The sequence below is a fragment of the Petrotoga sp. SL27 genome (assembly GCF_002924605.1).
Classification (GTDB): Bacteria; Thermotogota; Thermotogae; order Petrotogales; family Petrotogaceae; genus Petrotoga; species Petrotoga sibirica.
The window spans coordinates 50,248-75,750 of record NZ_JAIP01000019.1; the positions used below are offsets into that span (position 1 = coordinate 50,248).

The window sequence follows — 25,503 nt, forward strand, 5'->3', positions numbered from 1 at the left end:
TTCAAGTATACGGCCCAGAAGACATCGGATTTATGAAAGTTGACGAGGTAATCAAAAAAGTTAATAACGATCTGAAGCCTAAAGAAAAAGAAATTAAAAAAACTCCTTCTTTTGAGCATTACTACAGCGAAAATCCAACGTCAGAATTAACTGTAAAGGAGTTAGTTTTAAATTTGAGAAATGGGCATAAGTATCTATTTAAAGCCCCATCTGGAGTATATGGAAAGAAAAGGATTGATAGAGCAAGCATTTTATTGATTGAAAAAGTTCAGCTAACAAATGAAAAAGTTTTAGACATGGGATGCGGATATGGTGCAATAGGTATATCCTTAAAAAGAGAGTTTCCTGACATTGATCTGTACATGAGTGACATAAACAACAGAGCCGTTGATTTTTCTAAAATAAACGCCAAAAACAACAATGTGAACGCTGTTATCAAACAAGGAAATCTATTCAAACCATGGGAAGGTGAATACTTCGATGTTATTGTCACTAACCCTCCAATAGTTGCAGGTAAAGAAGTATTACATGAACTAATCGAAGAATCATATCTTCACTTAAATGAGAATGGAAGGATATATTTAGTGGCTTACCACAATAAAGGCGGAAAAAGCCTAGAAGATTATATGAAACAAATTTTTGGTAATGTAAAAGAGTTAGAAAAATCCGGTGGTTTTAGAGTTTATCTTTCGATAAAGAGGGGCTAAGATGTTTTTTGGATGCAAAAATCTTTCTTTCAGTTATTATGAAAAAAAAGTACTAACAAATATAAATTTAGACGTTAAGAAAGGTGAGTTTATCGGTTTAGTTGGAAGTAATGGAAGCGGGAAATCTACGCTTCTAAAGCTTCTATGTGGTATCTTATCTCCTCAAGAGGGAGAAGTAATTATCAAAGATCAAAAATTGGATGAAAGTAATAGAATGAATGTAGGTTATATTTTTCAAAACCCCGAAAATCAAATTATAGGGGTCACGGTTGAAGAGGATGTGGCTTTTGGGTTGGAAAACATAGGGGTCCCAAGGGAAAAGATGCTTGAAAAGATCGAGTGGGCCCTTTCAACAGTAGGGTTAGAGGGCTTGAACCACGCAGACCCAAATGCATTATCTGGAGGGCAGAAACAAAGACTTGCAATAGCATCCATCCTTGCTATGGAACCTGAGATTATACTCATGGATGAACCTACTTCAATGTTAGATCCAAAAGGTCGAAATGAAATCTACAAAGTTATACACAATCTCAGGGAAATAGGAGAAACAATTATAATAGCTTCTCATCATTCTTCTGACCTGGAATATGTAGACAAAATCATTGCTCTCAACGATGGAGAGATTGTTTATGAAGGGGAAAAAGATCAATTTTACAAGAATAAAGTTATCCAATCAGAGCTACCTTTCAATGAAAAAATAAAAAGAGTATTCAATACCGATTTAAAAAAGTTGGTTGATGAAATATGTCGATAATACTTGAAGATGTAAGTTTTACTTACGCATTGAATACACCTTTTCAAAAGACAGGCCTAACAAATATAAATCTGGAAATTAAAAAAGGGGATTTGTGGTTATTTGTGGGACATACAGGATCCGGAAAAACTACATTGATAAGTTTAATGAACGGATTACTAACTCCTCAACAAGGAAGTTTATTAGTTGAAGGATTATCCACAAAAGACAAACAGGTCAACATAAAAGATATCAGAAAGAAAATTGGCATTGTTTTTCAATACCCTGAATCCCAATTTTTTCTTCCTACCATCAAAGAAGAAATAATGTTTGCACCAAAAAATTTTGGGGTTCAACTAAGTGAGGATTTACTAAAGTACTATTTAGAATTGGTAAAGTTACCCGAATCATACCTTGAAAAAAATCCATTTGAGCTCTCAGGTGGAGAAATGAGAAAGGTAGCGATTATCTCTGTTCTCTCCTATAACCCTGATTATATAATCTTTGATGAACCCACTGTAGGATTAGACTACCTGACAAAAACTTCTATATTCAACCTTATAAAAGAACTTCACAACTTGGGAAAGACCATAATAATATCAACTCACTGGATAGACGAATTCGCCAGTTTGAAACCTAAAATACTGTTATTGAAAAACGGAGAAGAAGCTTTTAAAGGTAATTTTGACGATTTTGTTTTGTTGGATGAAAATACTCTGTGGGAAGCTGGTATAATATTAACTGAAAAGATGCAACTGTATAAATGTGCTATAAAAACAGGGAAAAAGGAATTAGCTGAAAAAATTTCATCGATTTAAAATCGAGGGGATGATGAAAAATGAAAAAGATTCTTATCTTATCCATTTTTGTTTCTATCTTTTTATTACAGCTTTTTTCTCAGTCGAGCCGGGTTATCGATCTAAGAAGAAGTTTCTTGATATACACAGAAGGTAATTCCAGTATTGGCTCCTTGGTGGAACAATATTTAAAAAATAATCTAGAAAAACAAGGAAAGTATAAGGTATTAACAAAAGATGATCTGCTATTAGAAAATCTTAGAGAAATGCTCAAAAACGAAAATTACATCAAGAAAAATCTAGAGATGGATTTTTTAGTTTATATTCAAATACTTGAAAGCTTTCCTAACTTAGAAAGAAGCAAAGAGTTAACATGGTGGGAGTACCGTATAATAGCAAAGATCAACGTTGTCAAAATTTCAACTGGAGAAAATATCTATTCCAAACTTCATACTTCAAGTGGTACCTCATATATAAATGCTAGTACCAGCAATTTTGAAGCATTATACTATTCAAGAAGATCCGCTGCAAATAATCTTGCTTCGTTTATCGCCACAGAGCTGAACAAACTTTTTAAAATAAGGGCAAACATTGTAGCTAAAGAAAATAATTATGTTCATATAGATGCAGGAAGAAACGTTGGAATAAGAAAGGGCATGATGTTCGAATTTGTAATCAGCAAAGAACTAAATGGAGAGTTTTATGACCTTCACGGTGGCAAATTAATAGCTGAAGAAGTTTGGAATAATAACAGTTTACTCAAAATACTGGAAACACCTAAAAATTTCAACTACCAAGATCAAAATGTTTACGTATTAGAAAATCCAAGTCTCTCTCCTATAAGAACCATCACAAGAATATTTTACGCGAACGAAGGTTTCAAAAAAAACGGTATAGGATTCGAAGTAGGAATCGATGATTATGAACACTTATATACTGGATTCTCTTTTGTGTTTTTGTTCGATGAAAATACTATTGATGGTGATATTGATTTCAAATTAGGTTATCTTAACTATCTATTGGAAATGGCAGAAACGGATGCAACCCTTTTGTTTGGGATCTTAGTAGGGTTTAAAAGTGTTACAGCTTCTGATGATGCATCGGCTCTTTACTTTAAACTCACACCAGTTATCGAGTATAATTATTATTTTAGCGAAACCTTTGGGCTATATCTAGAGGCCGGATACAATTTCTTATTTCCTATAGAAGAAATAGGTAATATCGAATCGACAAATGATTTCAAAATCAGTGCTGGAGTTACATTTAGATTTTAATATATTTGGAATCACGGGCAGAGGTTTAATGGAGGTGTGTTTTTTATGTTTACGATCCGATCAGAATACGAACCTCAAGGAGATCAACCAAAGGCAATAGAAGAACTCTCTTCTGGAATCAATAAAGATTATAGATTTCAAACTTTATTAGGTGTAACAGGATCTGGTAAAACCTACACAATGGCTAATATTATTGCAAAAGTGAATAGACCAACTTTAGTGCTCTCTCCGAATAAAATCTTAGCCGTTCAACTATATAACGAATTCAAGGAGTTTTTTCCAGAAAATAGAGTAGAATTTTTTATAAGTTATTACGATTACTACCAACCAGAAGCTTACATCCCTTCTCGAGACATATACATAGAAAAAAATGCAGACATAAACGATATTTTAGTCAAAATGAGGCTTTCGACGTTAAAATCAGTTTTAACAAGAAGAGACGTAATCGTAGTTTCCAGTGTCTCAGCTATTTATGCCTCGGGAAACCCTGATGACTTTTCAAACATAAACCTTTATTTGCGAGTGAATGAAGAGTATTCTAGAAGAGAAATCCTTGTTAAACTTGGGAAAATGCAATACACAAGGCAAGAAAAAGATTTTCTTGGTGGGACGTTTAGATGGAAAGGTGATGTTTTAGAAATATTCCCTCCTTACGAAGATTTTGGAATAAGAGTAACTTTTTTTGATAACGAAGTTGAAAAGATCGAAGCCATAGACGTACTCAACAGAACTATAATAGAAGAATTTGACAAAATTACTATTTATCCAGCGAAAGAATTTGTAACCAGTCAGGAAAAGATTTTTTCGGCTATTGAAAGAATAAATGCCGATCTGCAAACCCAAATAGAATATTTTAAAAGGGAAGGAAAACTTTTAGAAGCTCAAAGAATAGAACAAAGGGTAAGACAAGATATAGAATTCCTTCAAACATTAGGATACTGTAAAGGGATAGAAAATTATTCAAGGTATTTCGATGGAAGAAATCCCGGAGACCCTCCGTGGACTCTTTTGGATTACTTCGACGATGATTTTATTGCCTTTATCGACGAATCCCACATTGCCGTTCCACAGTTAAGAGCAATGTTCAGAGGAGATTACGCGAGGAAGAAAAACCTTGTTGACTACGGATTTAGGCTACCGTCTGCCTTGGATAACAGACCTTTAAGATTCGAAGAGTTTTTAGAAAGAACCAATCAAATTATATTTGTATCAGCTACCCCAGGTCCATTTGAAATGGAAGTATCAGACCAAATAGTTGAACAAATTATTAGACCTACAGGACTTGTGGATCCAAAGGTTGAAGTAAAATCTACGGAAGGGCAAGTGGACGATTTCATATCCGAAGTAAAAGAGGTCGTAGAAAGAGGAGAAAGGGCTCTAGCGGTGGTTTTGACGAAGAAAGATGCAGAAATTCTTTCGGACCATTTGAACCTAATGGGCATTAAATCACTGTATCTACACTCAGAACTCGATACAATTGAAAGGTCAGAGGTAGTGAAAAAGCTAAGAAACGGGGAAATTGAAGTAGTTGTTGGTGTAAACTTACTAAGGGAAGGGCTAGATTTACCGGAAGTTTCTCTTGTTGCCATAATGGATGCAGATAGAGAGGGATTTTTAAGATCTGAAACAACATTGATTCAAACGATTGGTAGGGCTGCAAGAAACGTTCAAGGAAAGGTATTACTATACGCAGACAGAATAACGGAGGCTATGAAAACCGCCATCGACGAAACGAATAGAAGAAGAGAAATACAGATTCAATATAATAAAGAAAACAACATTATCCCCCGAAGTATCATTAAAAAATTACCGGAAGATATATTTGCACCATTCAAAGATAACGAGGTAAAAGAAGAAGATTATATATTCACCGTACAGGAAAATCTCTCTCCAGATGACTACTTAGCCTTACTGGAAGAAAAAATGTACGAAGCAGCCTCCGAATTAAAATACGAAGAAGCAGCAAGATACCGAGACGAGATCAAAAGGATAAAAAGAAAATACAACATAAAGCAAAATTGACTCTAAAAAACAATTTAAAAAGGTGTAGGAATTCTACACCTTTTCTTTTTTTTGATTTACGTGTAAACTTCTTACCTTCTTTCTCAAAAATCTATCAGTATCAAAGAAAAATCTGAAAAGTCCCCAAATGAATATAAAAAATATACATAATGTAACCCACAACATTTCAACATTTCCCATGACCCCAAAAATGCCTGATCCTCTTATACCAGTAATAATAAATGCTAACAACCACTCTTGACTTAAAAGAGCTACTATGGTTATAGCAAAAAGAATCCATGGTTGGTTAATAACCAGAGTAAACACAAATAAAGAAGTTAATCCGGCAATCCATAAGATTATTCTGTAGATATTTGTTCTCTTACTCTTTTCTTCTTTGAAATCTCCTGCCAACTTTGACACCTCCAAATTTATTCTTCATCTTCGTTAACCTTCAACAAAGCCAGGAAGGCTTCTTGAGGAATATTGACCCTGCCAATCTCTCTCATCCTTTTCTTACCTTCTTTTTGCTTTTCTAGCAATTTCATCTTTCTCGTCACATCTCCACCATAACACTTTTGAAGGACATCTTTTCTTAAGGCTTTAATAGTGGATCTCGCTATTATCTTACCCTTACAATATGCTTGGATAGGTATCTCGAACTGATGTCTGGGAATTAAATCCCTTAATTTATCCACTAATTTTCTTGCAAGTGTATAACTCTGACTCTCATGAACTACGTAAGATAAAGCATCAACTTTCTCTCTATTTATTAAAATTTCTAACTTCACTAAATTAGACTCTTTGTACCCAGTTATCTCGTAATCCATAGAGGCATAACCTTTGCTAATAGCCTTCATCTTATCGAAAAAATCGAAGATCAAATCAGCCAAAGGAATCTCAAAATGTAAAACCACCCTATTCTTACCTGCATTTGATACATGAGAAAAATTACCTCTTTTTTCGACTTGAGCAAGATTGATTAAATCTCCCATATAATTAGGCGGCGTGATAATATCCAACTTGCTAAAAGGTTCGTAAACTTTCTCTATCAAATCTTCATCAGGAAACTCTGAAGGATTTGTAATTTCTATTTCTTCCCCATTTTTTAGCTTAGCCTTGTAAATTACGCTCGGAACAGTAAGGATAACGGCAAGTTCAAACTCCCTTTGCAAACGTTCTTTAACAACTTCCATGTGAAGTAAGCCCAAAAAACCTACCCTAAAACCATATCCCATAGCGGGGGAACTTTCGGGTGTGAACACCAGAGAGGCATCATTCAATTTCAACTTTTCTAGTGCCTTTCTTAATTCCTCATAATACTCAGGTAAACCTGGATAAAGTCCAGCATAGACCATCGGTTTTACTTCTTTGTACCCTGGAAGAGGTTTTTCTATGGGATTCAGTGCATCAGTAATTGTATCTCCTACTCTTGCTTGCTCAATATCTTTTATTCCTGCTACTATATAACCTATTTCGCCAGCAGACAGATCCTCTGTCTCGATCATCTCTGGGTGAAAGATCCCGACCTCGATAACTTCATAGGTCGCATTAGATGCCATTAATTTAATCTTATCGCCTTTTTTTACCTTTCCACCAAATATTCTACAATAAACGATGATCCCTTTGTATTTATCGTACTTAGCATCGAAGATCAAACCTTTCAACTTGTCTGAAGTATTGCCTTTGCTAAGGGGTGAAGGGACCTTTTGAATAATCAATTCCAGTAACTCTGTAACGCCTTCTCCAGTTTTAGCACTAATAGGGACTATAGAATCTGCTTCTATACCAACCAAATCATTTATCTCCAACATTGTTTCATCTATATTTGCGGTTGGAAGATCTATTTTGTTTACTGCACCTATGATCTCCAAATTGTTTTCTAACGCCAAATACGTGTTAGTAACCGTTTGGGCTTGAACGCCTTGAGTGGCATCAACCAGTAAAATAGCTCCTTCACACGCAGCCAAACTTCTTGAAACTTCATAGGTAAAATCAATATGCCCAGGTGTATCCAAAATGTTCAACTCATATTCATTTCCATCTTTTCCAGTATAAAAAACCTTGACTGGATGTGATTTGATAGTAATTCCTTTCTCTCTTTCAAGGTCCATTGAATCTAAATACTGTTCTCTCATGTTTCTTTCGTCTATGGAATGGGTCAATTCCAGTATTCTATCCATCAAAGTTGTTTTTCCATGATCAATATGTGCAATTATTGCTATATTTCTAATAAAATTAGGATCAAACAAAAAAGAAAGCACCTCCACAAACCTAAAAATATAGAAATATTATACCATAAAAAAGACAAACTAAAAAGGCTAGTCACTGATAGATAACTCTATATCTTCCAATTGTCTTGAGTATTCATCAATTTTTCCCTTTAGATCTTTGAAATGCTCCAGTTTATTAATCTCCTTTTTAAATGCTTCGTAGTTTTCAAACATACTTGTTTGCATTTTAACTTTTAAGCTATTTAAAAAAGATTCAACATTAGTTCTAAGTGTATTTTCTAAAGCCTTCATTTGACTAGAAATTTCATTATCCAATCTCTTCTGAACACTTCCTAATATATAGAACCTGTTCAACAAACTTTTGTTTTTAAATGTTACTGTTTTAAAGGCACTATCTAAAATTGTATTGATTTCGTTTTCTAAGTCTCCTTGAAAATCATCAAAAAATTTATCAACATCAGATTTTAACTTTTCATTTAAGAAAGAATTCTTTCCTAATCTATCTATAACTTCTTCCTTATCAAAAAATTTATCTACTCTTCTTTTTTCTTCACCTATAATATACGAAATTTCTCTTTTTATTCTCTCTTCCAATGTATTTGATACCTCTTTTTTGAATTTAGTAATCTCATGCTCGACCAATTCTTTGACTTTTTTCTGAGTTTTATAAAACTGTAAGATCGTACTCTTCAAATCAGTTAACTTACTTGAGTAATATTTTGTAAGAGAATCATTAATTGATTCCAACCTTATATTCAAAAAAGATTGATTCTCTTGCAAAAACAATTGAACATTTTCATAATATCTCTTACGAACTTCCAATTCTCCAATTTTCTCATTTAAAAGTTTGCTATTTAGGTTAATGGAATGCCTAATTTTGCCTATGATTGTTTTCAACTTCATTCTTTTCTTATCATGACTACCTATTTCGTTAAAAATGTAATCTCTAACCTGTTGGAACCCACTATCATCTTTAGACTCAATTTCTAGCTTAGCAGAGGTTAAAAAGATTTTGGGATCTTTCAAATCTATTTTGTTGCATCTATTTATAAGTTCTTTTTTAGCCATTTCTATCTCTTCTTGTGAAGCTCTATCCTTTTGGGAGAGAATAAAAATCACATCTTTGTTTAGATTCTTGATAATCTCTTCGACTAAATCCCAATCGCTTTTTGTATAAATATTTTTTGAGTCAAAAACAAACATTATCAGATTACTATTTTCCAAAAAATCTCTCGTTATCTTTTCATGTTTTTCCATTATTGTGTCCGTTCCTGGGGTATCTATTATTTCTATTCCTTCCAAAGAGTCCAAATCTTTGTAGATTGTAACTATGTCACCTTTTGTTTCAACGTTACCTTCACCTTTTCGAACAATTGTTATTTTGGATGTCTGAGGTCCTGGCCCAACCTCAAAGATATCTTCTTCTCCTTCTTTAATTCCAAGTAAAGCATTCAAAAAGCTACTTTTACCAGCTTTAACTTTACCTACGACCACGAAATTGAAAAGTGTTTCAAATTCTTTTTTTACTTCATCAATTTTATCTTTCACCAAAAAAGAATTTCTATCTATCATATCTGAATATTCGTTCAACAAGGTTTTTAACTGTGATTCTTCTTTCTTGAATTTATCGCTAACTAAAGGTATACCCATAAAACCCCACCTCTTATTTTTGAATTCAACTTAATTATATTACATATGTCATTGATTTTTTACTGCTTAACACATGTCTGTCGATCCCCTGGGTTTTTTACCTTATTGGAGGTCGACAGACGTTTTTTTAGACCATTTTCTGTTTTAGGTTAAATAAGTAAATATTAGTTAGTTGGAAGTTAAACTAAACTGTTTTTTTGTTTAACTTTAGGTTATACCTCATTTGCGTGGTACCTCTTTTGCTTCGCAGACGAGAATATGGAAAGAGTTTTTAGAGAATTACGAATAAAACTTTTGCATAAAGCGGCAAAAAGCATTTTGCACAAAGCAGCAAAATTTATTGCTTGTTTTTTTATTATGATATAATTAAAATGAATATTCTAGAATGTTCAAGGGGTAAATTGCGAAAAATACAGAATCCCAATTAGGAGGCTCAAAAATGAAAAAAGTCTCAATAACCTACAAAATCCCGGAAACTGGTATTAATTTGTTGAAAAGTAAGTACGATATTTGGGTTAATCCTAAGGATAAGCTACTCACCAAAGAAGAACTAAAAGAAATAGCAAAAGAATCTGACGCATTAATTACGATGTTGGCAGATCCAATTGATAAAGAAGTGTTAGAAGCAGGTAAGGATAGATTAAAAATTGTTTCAAACTATGCTGTTGGGTACAACAACATCGATATCCAAAAGGCAAAAGAGTTTGGAATATATGTAACTAACACCCCTGATGTATTGACCGAAACCACCGCTGATTTAGCCTGGGCGTTGATGTTAGCTGTTGCCAGGCGGATCGTTGAATCTGATGCCTTTACAAGAGAAGGTAGTTTTGATGGTTGGAAGCCTGAATTGTTTCTTGGAACCGATGTATACGGTAAAACATTAGGTATTATAGGATTTGGAAGTATAGGCCAAGCGGTTGCCAGAAGGGCAATAGGGTTCAATATGAAGGTTTATTACTATCAACGTCATCGCCCTTCCAGTGAAAAAGAAAAGGCTTTGAACGCCACTTATTTACCGTTGGATGAACTTTTGAAGGCTTCTGATTATGTGAGTTTACATGTGCCTTTGACTGACGAGACTCATCATATGTTGGATAGAGAAAAATTATCGCTGTTAAAGAAATCTGCCTTTATTATTAATACGGCAAGAGGTCCAGTGATAGATGAAGAAGCGTTATACGAAAAATTAAAAAATAAAGAGATTGCAGGAGCGGCGTTAGATGTGTATGAGAATGAACCACAGTTAACACCTGGATTAAAAGATTTGGATAACGTAGTACTAACACCCCACATTGGATCTGCTTCACACGAGACAAGAAGTCGAATGGCACAGATGGTAGCGAAAGATATAATACAAGCTTTGGAAGGAGAAACACCTGAACATCTAGTATGGAGGTAGAAATTAAATATTGAATAGAGTTTATGAAATATACAAGGGTCTTTACGATTATTATGGTCCACAGCATTGGTGGCCCGCAGATAATTGGTTTGAAGTAACTGTGGGGGCTATTTTAACCCAAAATACTTCTTGGAATAACGTCGAAAAATCTATCGAAAATATGAAACAAGGTGATTTATTAGAACCACAAAAGCTATCTGAAATCAAAGAAAAAGATTTAGCTCAATTGATAAGATCTTCGGGTTTTTACAATCTCAAAAGTAAACGTTTGAAAAACTTCTTAGAATGGTTAAAAAAATATAATTATGATATAGATAAGATTAAAGATAAAAGTGTAACCTCTTTAAGGGAAGAACTGTTAAGTATAAAAGGCATAGGGAAAGAAACCGCTGATTCTATCCTTTTATACGCTTTTGAAATGCCAGTTTTTGTGATAGATGCTTATACAAAGAGAATGTTTTCACGATTAGGTTTAATATCAGGCAAAGAATACGACGAGTTTCAAAATTTCTTCGAGAAAAACTTAAGAAAAGACGTTCAACTTTACAACGAATACCATGCCTTGATAGTTAAGCACTCAAAGGTTTACTGTAAAAAGATGCCTAAATGCTCTGAGTGTTTTCTAAAAGAAAAATGTAATTGGGGAGTGAATAACCTATAATATCTTACAACAAACTTGACCTTAAACAAATCCAAAAAATTGGAACGACTATTTCTAAATACATCTTTCCAGGTGCAAAATTATTACTTTTCGGCAATTTGGGAACGGGGAAAACAACGTTAACATCGTATATTGTTAACAGCTTGAGCAAAAGCCCTATAAATGTGACAAGCCCTACTTTTTCTTTAGTAAAGGTATATAATACAAATCCAACAATATATCACATTGATTTGTATAGGTTGAACGATCCTCAAGAGATAGAATATTTGGATATCTTTTTGGATCCTAAGGGGATATATATAATTGAATGGGCAGACTTCTTGGATTATTTAACCCCCGAAGAAAGATTGGAGATCCATATTTCGTACAATGAAGATATTAAGTATAGGGATGTAAAAATCGAAGGCTTTGGTGAAAAGTACAAAGAGATGGAGGCTAATATAGAAAAGGAGTAGTAGTTTTGTGTCAATTCAAAGAATTTATAACGTTATCTCAGAAAAAGATTACAAAGAACATAGCCAAAAAGCAAGAAAAATAGTTGAAAAGGCTCATAGCATTATCAGAAAGCCTCGAGAATTAAACGAAAGGAAGATGTTTTGGGTTTACAGAGTTTTAGGAAAAGACGCCGAACTAAAAATACCAAAAAAACATATAAACGATTTTCAATTTCTGATAATGCATATTTTAAAAAAACCGAAAGAGAATAGATTCAATGATTTAAAAAGTTATTACAAGTTAAAAGAAGAAACGATTGAGAACCTGAAATTTTTACTTTTTCCAGATAAGTTTCCACCAGGTGGCTACAATGAAAAACTAAAAAAGTACGGGGTGGAGTTCTACAATCCTCAAGTTATATTGAAAAGACTGGATTTTAAGGATTTTATAGACTTATACGCACTAATAACATACATACCTTTAGATGTGAAAACTCCCTTTGTACAAGACCTCATAGACGAGATTCTAAGCATTGATCCTATCGATACAAAGATCTCGTTGTACAAAAAAATCAAGGAGTTATTTAGGAGTTTAGGTCCTTACGAAAAACAGATGGTGGAACTTCAATTGAAAAATATATCTTACTACCATTATAGACTCATGAGCAGGAAATCGATTAAAGGCGTTATTATAGATGGCAGCAACGTTGTAAGGTACAACAATCAAGATAGTATACTTAGATTGGTTGATTTGTTAGATAATCTCTACATAGAAAATATAACGTTTTTTCCTGCAATAATAGTATTCGATAGAAACATTGAATACGTTTTAAAAAACGAAGAAGACAAGGATATTTTAAAGAAAATGTCAGAAAAAAAGAGGATTTACTTTGAATCACCTGCAGATGAACTGATCGTTCATTTGAGTAATAGACATGGTTATTACATGATTTCACAGGATAAATTTAATGAATATCAGTTTGATAAAGACAAATTACTGGAATTTCGGAGGTTTTTTGATGAGTGAACAGAGCTTTGACTTAGAGCAATATGACTACGAGTTACCTGAAGAGCTTATAGCCCAAGAACCTGTTGAACCAAGAGATAGCTGTAAGTTGATGGTGCTAAATAGAAGAGTAAAAAGTATCGAACACAAAGTTTTTAAGGATATAAAAAATTATTTACGCCCCGGCGATTTGCTTGTTTTAAATAATACCAGGGTTATCCCGGCAAGATTGTACGGCAAAAAGGAAACAGGTGCAAAAGTTGAAGTTTTACTTTTAGAAAAAAATGGAAACGATAAAACATGGAAAGCTTTGGTAAAGCCTGGTGGAAAGATAAAAAAAGGCAACAAACTTATCTTTGAAGATGATTTAGTTTGCACCGTAGTAGAACATTTGGAAGATGGCTCTAGAATTTTAGAATTTGACGATCCCAACTTTTTCTCAAAATTGCCAAGAATTGGCGAAGTCCCTTTACCGCCCTACATAAAGAAACAGATAGACGATCCTGAAAAATATCAAACTACCTACGCAAAATACGATGGTGCTGTGGCTGCACCAACCGCTGGTTTGCATTTCACCAAAGAACTGATAGAAGAGCTCACCGATTACGGTGTTAGATTCGCTGAAATCACTCTTCATGTGGGTTTAGGAACCTTTAGACCGGTTAAAGAGGCAGACATAAGGAACCACCAAATACATGAAGAGTATTATACCGTGCCAAAAAGTGTACTTCGCGATATAGTTAGAGCTAAAGCTGAAGGTAAAAGGGTCATAGCCACAGGAACAACCGTTGTTAGAACGCTCGAATCGATTGCCAGAAATCCTGACAAACTCGCAGGTAAAACAGATCTATATATTTACCCACCATTTGAATTTAAAATAATAGATGCCATGATCACCAATTTTCATCTACCGAAATCTTCACTTCTTTTTCTAGTTTCAGCATTTGCTGGTCAAGATTTTATTATGAACTCATATCAAATTGCTAAAGAAAAGAAATATAGGTTCTTTTCTTTTGGAGATGCTATGTTCATAATTTGATTTTTTTAATATTAAAGTTTATTAAATCTTAGACGATAAAAAAGTGACTAAAACTTTGAAGGTTGGGTGATAATATGGGAATATCAAATATTGGGGGAAAAGAAGACTTTTTGATTAACAATCCTATAACCAATAGACAGCACATTGAAATGGCGAGTGCCAATCAAAGAAATCCTGAAAATTCAAACCAGCCGATCCAAAAAGAAGAGGTTATGCCAGACGAACTTGACAAAGTTACTAAGATAATTGAAGATAGATTAAAAAAGTTATCCAAAATATTCAAAGGAGAGGCAAAGTTTGAAATAGAAAGGGATTTGGATATTATTGTTGTAAAAATTATAGATAAAGATAGCAAGCAAATTATAAGGCAGATACCACCTGAAGTGTCCGTGAAACTTGCCAAAGCCTTAAACGATGTTCAAGGGATATTACTTGATGAAATAGCATAATTATTAATGTTTTAATGTTTTATTAATCAGTTCGGCGACATCGTTATAAGATAAAAGTAGATGTAAATTTCTTCTTACTTCCTTTGCGCCTTCAATACCAGAAAAGTATTTCATCAATACTTTTCTGAATTTTTTTACTGCGTAAACCTCTGAACCATAGAATTCAATCATAAGTTCCAAATGTTCTAAACAAGTATCTATTCTCTCATCTAAAGTTGGATTATAATTATTCTTTGTGAATATCCAAGGGTTACCGATAGCACCCCTTGCAACTAAAACAAAATCTGCACCATACTTCAATAAATAATCATCTATATCTTTTTTACTGAACACATCACCGCTTGCTCCTAAAGGAATACGGATCTTCTTCTTTAACCTTTTCATTACTTCTCTATTCGCAATACCACTGTACATTTGTGGCCTAGTTCTACCGTGAACAATAATATAATCAGAACCTGCTTCTTGGACTGTTTGAGCCACTTCTTCTATATTTATTTGATCGTATCCTAATCTTACCTTTACCCCTACGGGCAGATCAATACTCTTTTTAAGAGCAAAAATGATATCTCCCAATAATTTTGGATTTTTCAATAAAGCCGCCCCTGAACCTTTTTTCACCACTTTATTAACAGGGCAAGCAGCGTTTATATCGATCCAATTAGCTAAACCTTGGACAGCTTTAGCTGCTTCAACGAATTTTGTTGCGTCGTTGCCAAAAAGTTGCACACCTATATTATTTTCACCCTGTTGGGGAAGCATTTTTTTAACCTTTTCATTTTCCCTTATTATGGAATCTACTGAAATCATTTCAGTAAAAGTAAAATCCGTTCCAAATCTTCTGCAAATCTCTCTAAAAGGATAATCCGTATAATCCGCCATAGGAGCTAAACCGATTTGATTTTCTAACATCCACTTACTCCTCCTGAATCTTATTCCTAATTTATTTTAGCTTTTTTCGTTAAACAGGTATATACACTAATTTTAAATCTACATACAATGTATAATTTCAAGAATTTTTAGTAAAACATAAAAATTATTGAATTATTTATTATTTTACTTGACAATTTTTATTTATTCTGGTATAATTTTTCTGAAATATTTGAAATTAGTTTAAAATTATTAAAGGAGGTTATAAAAATGTTGAGAAGTTTACAGAAAAAAATTAAAAAGGTAGAATCTTATCCCACGGCTTATGATTTACTATCTGAAGAATTATGGCAGGTTTATCTCGAAAACATAAGAAAACTGTGAAAGCAAAAGAATAAGGGTGGGCTGTGGGAAATCCTACTCACCCGTCCTCAAATGGGTGGGGAGCGGGGCTAATGGGGTAGACACTTTTACCCTTAAATGGGTGGGGAGCGGGGCGAAGGGGCGCTAAATCTAAATTTTTTAAGGTTCATAAAAGCATTATAACAAGATCAAAACAGGGGGAAATGTTATGACAAATGAGCAAAAAAGAAACTTTTTGCTATATTCTGCAGGTAGGCTTGTATCTTTAATAGGAACTGGCGTACAAATGATTGCTTTACCTCTTTATATTCTTGATCTTACAGGCTCTGGAACCCTTATGGGTACATTTGCTCTTTTAAGCACGCTTCCAGGATTAATTTTTTCACCGATAGCAGGGGTTTTGGGAGATCGAAGAAATCGAAAGAAAATTATGGTGAATACAGACTATTTACGAGGGATAATTATACTTTTTATGGCATATTCTGCCTATCAAGGTTGGATGAGCATCGCCTTTATCTTCACTGCCCAAGTATTTATTTCTATATTAGACAGTGTTTTCGGCGGCTCAACCAATGCGATGCTTCCGGACTTAGTCCCTATTGAATTCCTCACAAAAGCTAATTCACTAAATTCTTCAATAAATGGTATTTCTAATATTATAGGACCAATCCTTGGAGGAATCATATATGGATTTGGGGGAATAAAAGTTGTGTTTCTTATAAATGGAATTTCTTTCGTTATTTCTGCCATAAGCGAAATGTTTATTACTTACCATCCTCATTATGAAAGTAAGCAAAAAATATCCTTTAAATCTATGTTTTCAGACATAAAAGAGGGATTAATTTTTATAAAGGTAAGAAAGGGTTTGAAAGAATTGCTTTTATTTGCGTTGGTTCTCAATTTTATGATGGCACCGATTCTTACGATTGTGCTTCCTTATGTATTAAGGCAAGAAATCGGATTTACAAGCGAACAGTATGGAATTACTCAATCTTCTTTTACCGTGGGGATATTAATTGGTAGTATTTTAATTGGTACTATTTTTTATAAGAGTAATCCCAAAAAATCGATGACATTTGGTTTAATAGTAGAGGCTATCATGTCTTTCATCATTTCAGGTTTATTTTTTCCTAATATCGTTACCACATTCGGAGGAGCATCATGGACTTTCTTAATAATTTTATACATAAACCTTATGGTAATAGGCGTGAGCAATGCTTTTATAAATATACCTATTGATACCAACATGCAAAAAATGACACCAACCAACGTAAGATCTCGTGTTTTTACGGTTGTGGGGTTGATTACGCAAGGAGCTGTACCTGTTGGTATGCAGATATATGGTATTCTTTTAGATTTAATGAAGGGATATCAAATTGCACTGTTTGCAAGCATAGCATCAGCTATTGTAACCATCCTATTTTTAAGAATTGCACCAGAAGAAACCTTTAATCCTAAACTTGTTACTGAAGAAGTATAAAAGTCGATTTTTGATAAAATCATTTTGTTATTTGTTGTTTTTTAAATATACATATTTTTCTACGATCTCTATTTCTTCTTCTGTTAAACCATATAACGAATACACCAGTCTGTCTATATCTTGTTCCCATTGGCTGGTATCCGCAAGAGGATTCTCCTTTTTGGCGGAAATGATTTTATCTACCAACTCTTCAATCTGCTGGACGATGGATTGATTGGATGGAGTGATGGGGGGTATGGGCATAATCTCAACGTATTGGTTAGATAACCTAAAACCCGTAAAACCATATTGATGAACAATCATTTCAACGTATTTATAAATTAATTTTGAATTTAAGATTGCCATTATGTATTTAAGATTGTTTCCTGTAAAAAAAGCCATGCTATCTAATGTAAAAATGTTTGATCCAACTAAACAAAAAGTTGGTTCTTGCGTTATTCTTTGCCACACCACCTTCTCTTTCTCAAACTCGTGGTAGTAGGCGATTTGGTCCTGAGTTTCAAACCATTTATTGCTGGTTTTTTTGCGGGCATTAAAACCTAATTCTGGATATTTTTTGCCTGATTGTTCTAGTTGTCGAATATCAAAGTGGTCAAGAAAATATTTTTTCAAAGAAGGATAATCATCAATGTTTAATCGTAATGCCGGAAAAGTTCCTATCACCCACAATCCAGCCCATTCGTAATAATAACGTTTGATATCCCTGCCTCGAAGTATTGGTTTTATAACGGCTTCGGTGCGACGACGTTCTTCTTCGTCCTTACAATTGTTCAAAATTTCTTCCCGCTTTTGGCTGTCAATTATAAATGCTTCGTTGAGTCCAGTTAGCACACCTCGGTAAATTTTTACATCCCACTCTTTTAATGGTTTACCAATGCCTTCAATCTTTTCTTTCAGTTTTTGTTCAGCAGCTGAACCGATAAACCATGCATCTTTGGATAGATTAGTAAGTGTGACACCGCGACTTTTTAGCTGTTCAGTTATGTTTATAGGTTCGTTATTTTCACTTTGTAAAGTTACAGCTTTCAGATTTTTCTCGTTAGACTTTTTTTGAATTAAAAGTATATTAGTATCTACTGTTGCTGTTTCGAAGATGCCTGGTCCTAAATCAATTAGTATTTGCGGGTTGTACCTAGAAAAAAAGTTTCTTAGTTTTTCTCCATATCCTGCACGCATCCATTTGTTGGAGGTAATAAAGCAAAGTAAGCCTTTTTCTTTGAGTAGTTGAATACCTCTTTCGTAAAACAATACGTAAATATCTCCCTTTCGGTCAAAGGTTTCATAATTTAGTTTTTCATAAAGTTTGGCAAGTTTACCTCCCTCATTTTGGAGTTGAATATATGGAGGATTAGCAACCACAACATCAAAACCGCCTTTTTGGTGAAATACCTCTGAGAAATAAACCTCAATATCAAATTCAGTATTTCCATTGGTGATCTTGCTGAAGAGTTCGTCGATCTGATTTTTGTAATCTTGCTTTTTGGTAGGACTAGTCTCGCTAAAGAGCAAGGGTTTGGTTTTTTCTAAGTCTTCGAAAAGCTTAAAATTTAAAAGTTTTTTCTCTATTTTAAGTAGTGAATCTCCTCTAACTACTTTGTAATCAAGATTAGGTAGTGGTTTTATGTTGTGAAATTCTTCTTCATCCACGATCATTGATAACCAAAACCTTAATTTGCATATTTCAACTGCACCATTATCTATATCGACCCCATAGAGAGAGTTTTCAATGCAAGATCGCTTAAAATTATAAGTCTTTTCTTCTTTGTCAAGATAAATGGAAAGCAGTTTCCTCATTTTTACTATCTCATGCATCATCCCGATTGGAAAGGCGCCTGAGCCAACTGAGGGATCCAGTACTTTTATGTTTGCGAGTAGTTGGTCTAATTCTTTTGCGTTTCGCCTTATGATTTCAGGAATTTGTGTTTCATAACGTGTTGTTTTCTGATCACCTGCTTGGATTCTTTCTTCTTTTTCAAGAGCAATGGCTTCTATTTCAGTAACTGAATCAGCTTTTTCTACAAACTTTTCCAAAGCTTTTCTTAAAACTTTGCCATGCATTTCTGTTTCTAGATAACTTATCAAACTTTCTTGACACATGTAGTGAACTATCTCCCTTGGTGTGTAATAGACGCCGTATTCTTTGTTGAATTTTGTTTCTAAGCTTCTTTTTCCTGATTTCAAAACTTTTACATATTCATCGAAGTTATCTTCTCTTATGGCATTTAGTTTTTCATAGATTTTTCCAAGAAGTTCAGGGTCCAAGGCAACTTCTTTTTCGAGTGGTTCTTCTTCGTTTACAGTGAAATTGAATCTATCGAAGATATCGAGTATACCGTCTCCTTGATCTACTTCTTTCGTTTTATCGCTATTTGAAAAAAGATTATCAGGGATCATTATGTCGATTTCTACCCAGTTATAATTATTTATGGGATCAAACAATCCACCATTTAAAAATGGTAATTTGCAGTCAAACCTGCTAAAGTAATGGTCAGCATCACTTCTATCAGTTCTTAATGCTTCGAAAAAGAGAGGTTCTAGGATGTCGTTGTAGAAATTCTGATAATCTCCAAATTCTTTGTTGAACAATTTTCTCATGAAATCCTTTTGGCCTGTACCCCAGGGTTGGCCTTTTTTAACCCCGAACCAGCCTTTCTTTTGCAGGAAGTAAAGGAAAGTAATTTGAGATAAGAGTTTTTTGGTAAAGTCAACGGTGCTTATGTTTTTTGTTTGAAATTCTTGTTTTACCTCTGGATTCTGCTCGACGATTTTATCAAGTTCTAATTTTGTTCTGATAAAAAGATCTCTGTATTTTTGGAAAAATTCATCTGTTACTATCTCAACGTTGAATGCTTCTTCTAAATCTTCAAGGGTTGGTTTGTATTCATCGTTCATTAGTATTGGGATAAACCTGCTTTGAGCTGTATGGCTATTTTCATTTTTACCAACGAGGAAAGACCATCTTTTTGCAGGTGTGAATTCTTCTTTGGCTTTGACCTTCCCAGGAATTTTTAGGTCAAAGCTATAATCCATCTTAACTAGCGAAAATCTCCAATCTTGGTTCTCTGGTGAGACAAAAGCAACCAGAGCAGCATCTTTCAATTTCCCACCTCTTGACCCTTTTAGGTACCAAGCTATGAAGTTTCTTTGCATAGCTCTAGCTCTCTCAAGTGAGGTTTCTTTTTTTAACTGGACGATTAGCAAATCGATTTCTTTGCCATCATATGAATACTTACCGATTCTTTCTAATGAACTTATGTAAGGTTCAAATGCATGGGAAATATAGCTACCTCTATAGACAAAAGGTTTCTCTTCAAAAGATTTCAAGAGATTTTTAAGGAAAAGTGAAAAGTTGTCTTTATTGAAAGGATTTTCGAAAATTTTAACTACAAGATTTCTAGCTTGTTCTTTATTCATCGTTTCCCTCTCCTAAAAACAGTGATAATATTACTTCCCTTTTACCTTCTGTTACAGCAGCAGTTTGTACATAGTGGCTTTTAAAGAAGGTTGGCGAGATTTCACATTGTAAAACACCTATTACTTTTAGAGGATTTTGTATCTCTTTGGATATCTTGTTTAATGCAGTGAGTGTTTTCTTCACTGTTTGTTTGGGTATACCGCCTTCTTCAATCTTGGTTATAATTTGATTAAGATATTCTTCCTGATCTTCTGTGAGTTGTTTTGCGTTTTTTTGGGTAGCTTTTAGAATTTTGAGAAGTTCGGTTTCATTTTTAGAGCCTCTCTGGCGTGTGTCAACGATGATTTCTTCAATGGTTGCATCATAGAATGAGCTTTTATTTTTATCTAATAGTTCATAGTAATGTTGAGTTGGAATATTCGTTCTTTTTTCATCAGGTGTACTCTCAAAAATTTTTGCGGCAGTTAAAAAATCTGTCTCTTTTGCTGGTTTGCTTTTATTCGATAGATAGAATTTCATCAATTTGCCTTTTCTGAAAAACGTTATCAGGGAATGAGGAAAGGCTATGTCTTTGAGCGATTCAGAAAGTACCTTTGCAGAACGTGCTTTCTTTGGTAGGTGCTTTACTTTTTCAAAAAGTTCGGGATTATTTTTTTGAATATCTTCAATTAATCTTAGATACTTGAGTTCACTTTCTTCCTCTTCTTCTGGTGTAATCGTATCCTTTGAGAGTAATTTGTTAAATAATTCGTGAGAAGAGACGGGTTCTCCTTCGGTGAGAATCGAGGTGTCTCCACCTAGTAACGTTAAAAATGCTTCTATTTTTGAACGAGCTATGTTTGTTAACTCTATTTGGGAATCAGCTTGTATGGTTGGGAAAAAGTTAAATGTATAAATCCTGTTAAACCTAGTATCTATACGGTTTATTCTCCCTACCCTTTGCATCAACCTTGTGGGGTTCCATGGTATGTCATAGTTGATTACAATGTTTGACCTGTGTAGGTTAACGCCTTCAGAAAGTACTTCAGTTGAGATAAGTATTTTGTAATCATCTTTTTGGTTTTTTGCCCTTGCGTCGAAATTTTCTATTACTATCTCTTTAATAGTTTCTGGTGAATTTCCATGAAAAACAAGGGCGATTTTACCTAAAGAATTATTTATATTTTCACTCAAATACTCGGCAGTCTCTTTTGACTCTGTAAAGATAATTATTTTCTTATCTTTCAAGATATTGTGATTTTTCAAATTTTGAAGAAGGGTTTCAAGCTTTGGGTCCCTTCTTATAGACTGCCACATCGATCTTATTTTTTTTAGAATTTCAAGGTCTTTGGTAAGATCTCTTTCAAATTCTGGGTTAAAATCTTTACTTTCGTACTTTTCGGCTTTTCCTTGTTCTATAAGTTTCTGAATCATTTCGTCATCTTCAGCTTCGGATAGTTCGAAGATTTTGTTTATATACTTTTTACTTATGTATACTCTTCCTTCTCTATATTCTTTATTAAACATTTCGTAGTAGTTGATGAATCGCTCTATGCTTTTTTTAAATGAATAGAAGCTACTTTCAAGGCGTTTTACTAATAGAACTTTCATAAAACCGACCATATTTTTTTGGGATTGTTCTTGTTGGGAATTTATACCTTTTTTTAAATATAGCAAGGGTGTATAACGGGCATATTTGAATTGTTGGGTTATTAGTCTTATACTTTCCATGAAAATGCTGTCTTCATGGTCGTTTAATTGATAATAAAACGGTTTGGGATCTTCTACTTCCGGGAACTTTATTTTATTTTTCTTTAAATCTTCTGCAAAGTATTTCTCGATTTCCCTTCTTGTCCTTCTAACCATTAGATATTTTAATACCTTATCACGGATTTCTTTTGCATTACTCTTTGTAATTTCTAAGAATTTGTTGTAATCTTTTTGACGGTCAACTTTTTTTAACTTACTCTCAAGTCTTCCAAAGAACTCTTCTAGATTAGTAACACCTGGGATATTGCTTTTTTTGGTATTCTGGAAGAGTTTAATAAGCGAGAGAAGATCCTTAGGTGAATTATTGTAGGGAGTGGCAGATACTAAGATAACTCTTTTTCCACGTGCAATTTCGGCTATTTTTTCATAATTGATATTCGCCTCATTTCTGAAACGATGTGCTTCGTCAATGATTATATTTTTATATTCTCTTTGTTCTATTAATTTTTTTGCTTCGTCAATTTTGCCAATTGATACAAAATTGGCTGGGAGATGAAAATCTGCGAAAACATTTTGCCAGGAACCGGGATTGTTTTTATTAAGTAGAGCTGGTGGAGCTATAACAAGGGTTCTACCATCAAGCTGTCCTGCTAACATCGCACTGATGTAGGTTTTACCGAGACCTACTACGTCAGAAATAAAAACTCCACCGTATTCTTCTAATATCCTTTTTGCATTTATAACTGCTTGCTTTTGGTATTCAAAAGTTTTGAAATTTTCAGGATAATATTGAGAGAAGATTTCATCGCTTTTACTTAACTCTTCTTTAAAATACTCATACAGGAATTTGAGATACAGCTCGTATGGGGTAATTGTTTGATTGAGCCAGGTTCTTTCGCTTATTGTTTGAATATATTTCTCACTGACATCTATAGCATCTTTCCATAACTCTTCAAATTGCCGTTTTGCAAACTCGTAATCCGAGCGATTCTTTAACTCGACGTTGAATTCAAGGTTATTCAGCAGTCCAGATTGTGTAAAATTGCTTGAGCCGGTGATAACCCTTCCTACATCTCTGTCTCCCTCTTTAAAAGTCATAATGTATAATTTTGCGTGAATATTCTGTGAGGGGTAAGCCTTTATTTCTAATTTCCCATCTTTTATCCATTCAACAAATTTTTGAACCCCTTCTTCAACATTTTGGTTATCTTCAGAATCACCCATCTCACTTTCTACCATCTTTTCTACTTCTTGTTTTGTCTCTGAATGTGAAAGAATTTGATTTCCTGGTGCATTTATTAAATCGTAAGTTTCTTTACTAGTTCCAATTCCTATTAGTATTTTGATTTTTTCAGTTTTTTCTAGCGATTTATATATAAGATGGAATCCACTTATATAAAAGTATGCAACTAAACAATCGAAGGATTGACAATCCTTTATTAACTGTTCAAATCTATCTTTAAGGGTTTGATTGGGTGCGTTAGTGATAAACGTTAGATCTGACATTGCTTTCACAACTTCATGACTGTTAAAAAGTGCATAGGGATCGTTTTCTTTGTTCATATATTATTACCTCATCTTTCCTTGTATTTTAATAAAATTTGAATACAAAATCACTGTTTTTAGACCACCGTTTAGCCTTAGGATAACTTTTTTTTACGAAATAGAAAATATTTCATGTTTCTTTCTATGTATTATTTTATATCATTTTTTCATTCTTACAAAATTGATTAGAAAGCTTTTTAAAATTTTTCGATTTTTATAACAAATATGATTTCTATGAAATTTTTTTCATGCTGCACAGGATCGCCTCTAAATAGTTATAATAGCCTATAAACAGGAATAATCGTCTTTGACTATATAATTTTATTCACATATAATTAAATTGAAGGTTGAGAAAATATAATTGGGGGAGCAGAGTGGTGGAGCATCACACAAAAAGTTTTTGAGTTCCTAAATATCATTAATAAATTACTGGTGGAGGTGATAGCAAGATGGAAAAAGTTACCGTAAGTTTAATTAAAGCGGATGTTGGAGGGATTCCAGGTCATTCAACTGTACATCCCAAACTTAAAGAAAAAGCCTCTGAGTGCTTACAGGAGGCAAAAGAAAACGGATTGTTGGTAGATTACAGAGTTTTACACGTAGGCGATGATTTACAACTACTTATGAGTCATCGAAGGGGGATCGATTCTGAAGAAATTCATAAACTCGCTTGGGAAACTTTTGAAGCAGCAACCAAGATTGCGAAAGAGTTAAAGTTACACGGTGCCGGGCAAGATTTGCTATCAGATGCATTTAGCGGAAATATTAAAGGAATGGGCCCAGGTATAGCAGAAATGGAATTTACAGAACGGGGGTCTGAAACTTTAGTTGCATTTATGATGGATAAAACAGAACCAGGTTCTTTTAACTTCCCCATATACAAAATTTTTGCGGACCCGTTTAATACTGCAGGATTGATTATAGATCCTTTGCTAATTGATGGTTTCATATTTGAAGTATGGAATATAAAAGACAGAAAAAGAATTTTTCTCAAGTGTCCGGAGGATTTGTATCTTTTCTTATCTTTGATAGGTGCAAAAAGCAAATATGTTATAAAAAGGATTTTCCCCAAGGATTCCAGCCCTTTACCAAAAGATGAACCCGTTGCAGTAGTAAGCACAGAAAAGTTGTTCTTTATCGCTGAAAAATATGTAGGGAAAGACGATCCAGTAGCATTGGTAAGAGCACAATCGGGTTTACCGGCTTTGGGAGAGGTGTTAGAACCTTTTAGTGTGCCTTATTTAGTCAGCGGTTGGATGCGTGGTTCACATGCCGGCCCTTTAATGCCTGTTTCATTCAAAGATGCTCAATGTACGCGATTTGATGGGCCACCTCGTGTAATTGCAGCGGGCTTCCAGATAAGTCACGGTAATTTTATCGGTCCCATAGATTTGTTTGATGATCCTGCTTTTGACCTAGCTCGAAAAAAAGCTTTAGAATTGGCAGATTACATAAGGGTACTAGGTCCTTTCGAGCCACATAGGCTTCCGCCTGAAGAGATGGAGTATACTACCCTCCCAGGAGTATTAGAAAAGCTTGAAACAAGGTTTGAAGAATTGGAATAATAATTTCTCTTATGAGGTAACTCCCGAAGTAGCATGCGGGAGTTACTTTTTTTATGCAAATTAATCAATAACTTTAAAAAATTTAATAACATACTTGATTTTTTTAAAGTAATATATTTTAATCTTTGTGGAATATTTATTATGATATTCAAAAGCTTAAAGAGGGAGATAAAATGTCAAATTCAACTGGAG

The 25,503-nt window shown here is 33.9% G+C and carries 19 protein-coding genes; 13 read left to right on the forward strand and 6 right to left on the reverse strand.

All coding sequences use genetic code 11. The features are described from left to right. The first annotated feature begins 32 nt into the window (after window positions 1-32). From AD60_RS07530 to uvrB, 5 genes are read left to right on the forward strand one after another with little or no spacing between them, the layout of a single operon-like run. Window positions 33-707 (forward strand): methyltransferase, encoded by a 675-nt coding sequence (locus tag AD60_RS07530; RefSeq protein WP_103927559.1) that lies wholly within the window; start codon window positions 33-35, stop codon window positions 705-707. A 1-nt stretch (window position 708) separates the two neighbouring features. Next, window positions 709-1,461 carry an energy-coupling factor ABC transporter ATP-binding protein gene (locus tag AD60_RS07535; protein ID WP_103877178.1) on the forward strand — a complete coding sequence of 251 codons (753 nt, stop codon included), beginning with the start codon at window positions 709-711 and terminating at the stop codon, window positions 1,459-1,461. Further along, a complete protein-coding gene (locus tag AD60_RS07540) occupies window positions 1,452-2,258 on the forward strand; it encodes an ATP-binding cassette domain-containing protein (protein ID WP_103927539.1) in 807 nt (268 codons plus the stop codon). Before AD60_RS07535 ends, AD60_RS07540 begins: the two co-directional genes overlap by 10 nt. 20 nt (window positions 2,259-2,278) lie before the next feature. Beyond that, window positions 2,279-3,511: a hypothetical protein gene (locus tag AD60_RS07545; protein ID WP_103927540.1), complete on the forward strand. Its 1,233-nt coding sequence runs from the start codon at window positions 2,279-2,281 to the stop codon at window positions 3,509-3,511. A gap of 45 nt (window positions 3,512-3,556) precedes the next feature. Continuing rightward, a complete protein-coding gene (gene uvrB, locus AD60_RS07550) occupies window positions 3,557-5,533 on the forward strand; it encodes an excinuclease ABC subunit UvrB (RefSeq protein WP_103927541.1) in 1,977 nt (658 codons plus the stop codon). Between the two features lie 33 nt (window positions 5,534-5,566). Here the strand turns inward: uvrB and AD60_RS07555 are convergent, their stop codons facing one another. The 3 genes from AD60_RS07555 to AD60_RS07565 all read right to left on the reverse strand — a co-directional run bounded on the left by AD60_RS07555 (window position 5,567) and on the right by AD60_RS07565 (window position 9,396). Further along, on the reverse strand, window positions 5,567-5,926 hold the full coding sequence (locus AD60_RS07555; protein ID WP_103927542.1) for a hypothetical protein: 360 nt from the start codon (window positions 5,924-5,926) through the stop codon (window positions 5,567-5,569). Window positions 5,927-5,943: 17 nt separating this feature from the next. Continuing rightward, window positions 5,944-7,764: a translation elongation factor 4 gene (lepA, locus tag AD60_RS07560; RefSeq protein ID WP_103927543.1), complete on the reverse strand. Its 1,821-nt coding sequence runs from the start codon at window positions 7,762-7,764 to the stop codon at window positions 5,944-5,946. 69 nt (window positions 7,765-7,833) lie between these two features. Beyond that, window positions 7,834-9,396, reverse strand: coding sequence for a dynamin family protein (locus AD60_RS07565; RefSeq protein ID WP_103877184.1), 1,563 nt, complete (start codon window positions 9,394-9,396; stop codon window positions 7,834-7,836). Between the two features lie 439 nt (window positions 9,397-9,835). Between AD60_RS07565 and AD60_RS07570 the strand changes: the two genes are divergently transcribed. The 6 genes from AD60_RS07570 (at window position 9,836) to AD60_RS07595 (ending at window position 14,387) form a co-directional block, all read left to right on the forward strand. After that, window positions 9,836-10,798: a D-glycerate dehydrogenase gene (locus AD60_RS07570; protein ID WP_103877185.1), complete on the forward strand. Its 963-nt coding sequence runs from the start codon at window positions 9,836-9,838 to the stop codon at window positions 10,796-10,798. 10 nt (window positions 10,799-10,808) lie between these two features. Then, window positions 10,809-11,459 (forward strand): endonuclease III domain-containing protein, encoded by a 651-nt coding sequence (locus AD60_RS07575; RefSeq protein ID WP_103877186.1) that lies wholly within the window; start codon window positions 10,809-10,811, stop codon window positions 11,457-11,459. Continuing rightward, on the forward strand, window positions 11,459-11,914 hold the full coding sequence (gene tsaE / locus AD60_RS07580) for a tRNA (adenosine(37)-N6)-threonylcarbamoyltransferase complex ATPase subunit type 1 TsaE (RefSeq protein WP_255396825.1): 456 nt from the start codon (window positions 11,459-11,461) through the stop codon (window positions 11,912-11,914). Before AD60_RS07575 ends, tsaE begins: the two co-directional genes overlap by 1 nt. Window positions 11,915-11,921: 7 nt before the next feature. Continuing rightward, the gene (locus AD60_RS07585; RefSeq protein WP_103927544.1) at window positions 11,922-12,920 is read left to right on the forward strand and encodes a hypothetical protein; all 999 of its coding nucleotides are present in this window, start codon (window positions 11,922-11,924) and stop codon (window positions 12,918-12,920) included. Beyond that, on the forward strand, window positions 12,913-13,938 hold the full coding sequence (gene queA, locus AD60_RS07590; RefSeq protein WP_103927545.1) for a tRNA preQ1(34) S-adenosylmethionine ribosyltransferase-isomerase QueA: 1,026 nt from the start codon (window positions 12,913-12,915) through the stop codon (window positions 13,936-13,938). The genes AD60_RS07585 and queA overlap by 8 nt, the downstream gene beginning before the upstream one ends. 74 nt (window positions 13,939-14,012) lie before the next feature. Beyond that, window positions 14,013-14,387: a flagellar protein FlaG gene (locus tag AD60_RS07595; protein ID WP_103877190.1), complete on the forward strand. Its 375-nt coding sequence runs from the start codon at window positions 14,013-14,015 to the stop codon at window positions 14,385-14,387. Window positions 14,388-14,390: 3 nt separating this feature from the next. Here the strand turns inward: AD60_RS07595 and AD60_RS07600 are convergent, their stop codons facing one another. Continuing rightward, complete coding sequence (locus AD60_RS07600; RefSeq protein WP_103877191.1) at window positions 14,391-15,296, reverse strand: tRNA-dihydrouridine synthase; 906 nt, start codon at window positions 15,294-15,296, stop codon at window positions 14,391-14,393. Between the two features lie 529 nt (window positions 15,297-15,825). Here AD60_RS07600 and AD60_RS07605 point away from each other — a divergent pair. Then, window positions 15,826-17,097, forward strand: coding sequence for an MFS transporter (locus AD60_RS07605; RefSeq protein WP_103927546.1), 1,272 nt, complete (start codon window positions 15,826-15,828; stop codon window positions 17,095-17,097). 27 nt (window positions 17,098-17,124) lie between these two features. On the opposite strand, the gene AD60_RS07610 is transcribed toward AD60_RS07605, so the two are convergent. Both AD60_RS07610 and AD60_RS07615 read right to left on the reverse strand, forming a co-directional pair. After that, on the reverse strand, window positions 17,125-20,511 hold the full coding sequence (locus AD60_RS07610) for an N-6 DNA methylase (RefSeq protein WP_103876940.1): 3,387 nt from the start codon (window positions 20,509-20,511) through the stop codon (window positions 17,125-17,127). Continuing rightward, a complete protein-coding gene (locus AD60_RS07615; protein ID WP_103876939.1) occupies window positions 20,504-23,764 on the reverse strand; it encodes a helicase-related protein in 3,261 nt (1,086 codons plus the stop codon). Before AD60_RS07615 ends, AD60_RS07610 begins: the two co-directional genes overlap by 8 nt. A 431-nt stretch (window positions 23,765-24,195) precedes the next feature. Between AD60_RS07615 and fbp the strand changes: the two genes are divergently transcribed. Beyond that, window positions 24,196-25,311 carry a fructose-1,6-bisphosphate aldolase/phosphatase gene (fbp, locus tag AD60_RS07620; RefSeq protein WP_103876938.1) on the forward strand — a complete coding sequence of 372 codons (1,116 nt, stop codon included), beginning with the start codon at window positions 24,196-24,198 and terminating at the stop codon, window positions 25,309-25,311. Window positions 25,312-25,503: the final 192 nt, after the last annotated feature.

Excerpts from the sequence above, each read along its gene's own strand:
- uvrB (WP_103927541.1), top strand. The coding sequence starts at position 3,557 with ATGTTTACGATCCGATCAGAATACGAACCTCAAGGAGATCAACCAAAG.
- AD60_RS07610 (WP_103876940.1), bottom strand. The coding sequence starts at position 20,511 with ATGAATAAAGAACAAGCTAGAAATCTTGTAGTTAAAATTTTCGAAAAT.
- AD60_RS07530 (WP_103927559.1), top strand. The coding sequence starts at position 33 with ATGAAAGTTGACGAGGTAATCAAAAAAGTTAATAACGATCTGAAGCCT.
- queA (WP_103927545.1), top strand. The coding sequence starts at position 12,913 with ATGAGTGAACAGAGCTTTGACTTAGAGCAATATGACTACGAGTTACCT.
- AD60_RS07615 (WP_103876939.1), bottom strand. The coding sequence starts at position 23,764 with ATGAACAAAGAAAACGATCCCTATGCACTTTTTAACAGTCATGAAGTT.
- AD60_RS07570 (WP_103877185.1), top strand. The coding sequence starts at position 9,836 with ATGAAAAAAGTCTCAATAACCTACAAAATCCCGGAAACTGGTATTAAT.
- AD60_RS07595 (WP_103877190.1), top strand. The coding sequence starts at position 14,013 with ATGGGAATATCAAATATTGGGGGAAAAGAAGACTTTTTGATTAACAAT.
- AD60_RS07545 (WP_103927540.1), top strand. The coding sequence starts at position 2,279 with ATGAAAAAGATTCTTATCTTATCCATTTTTGTTTCTATCTTTTTATTA.
- AD60_RS07600 (WP_103877191.1), bottom strand. The coding sequence starts at position 15,296 with ATGTTAGAAAATCAAATCGGTTTAGCTCCTATGGCGGATTATACGGAT.
- AD60_RS07565 (WP_103877184.1), bottom strand. The coding sequence starts at position 9,396 with ATGGGTATACCTTTAGTTAGCGATAAATTCAAGAAAGAAGAATCACAG.
- AD60_RS07605 (WP_103927546.1), top strand. The coding sequence starts at position 15,826 with ATGACAAATGAGCAAAAAAGAAACTTTTTGCTATATTCTGCAGGTAGG.
- AD60_RS07540 (WP_103927539.1), top strand. The coding sequence starts at position 1,452 with ATGTCGATAATACTTGAAGATGTAAGTTTTACTTACGCATTGAATACA.
- fbp (WP_103876938.1), top strand. The coding sequence starts at position 24,196 with ATGGAAAAAGTTACCGTAAGTTTAATTAAAGCGGATGTTGGAGGGATT.
- AD60_RS07535 (WP_103877178.1), top strand. The coding sequence starts at position 709 with ATGTTTTTTGGATGCAAAAATCTTTCTTTCAGTTATTATGAAAAAAAA.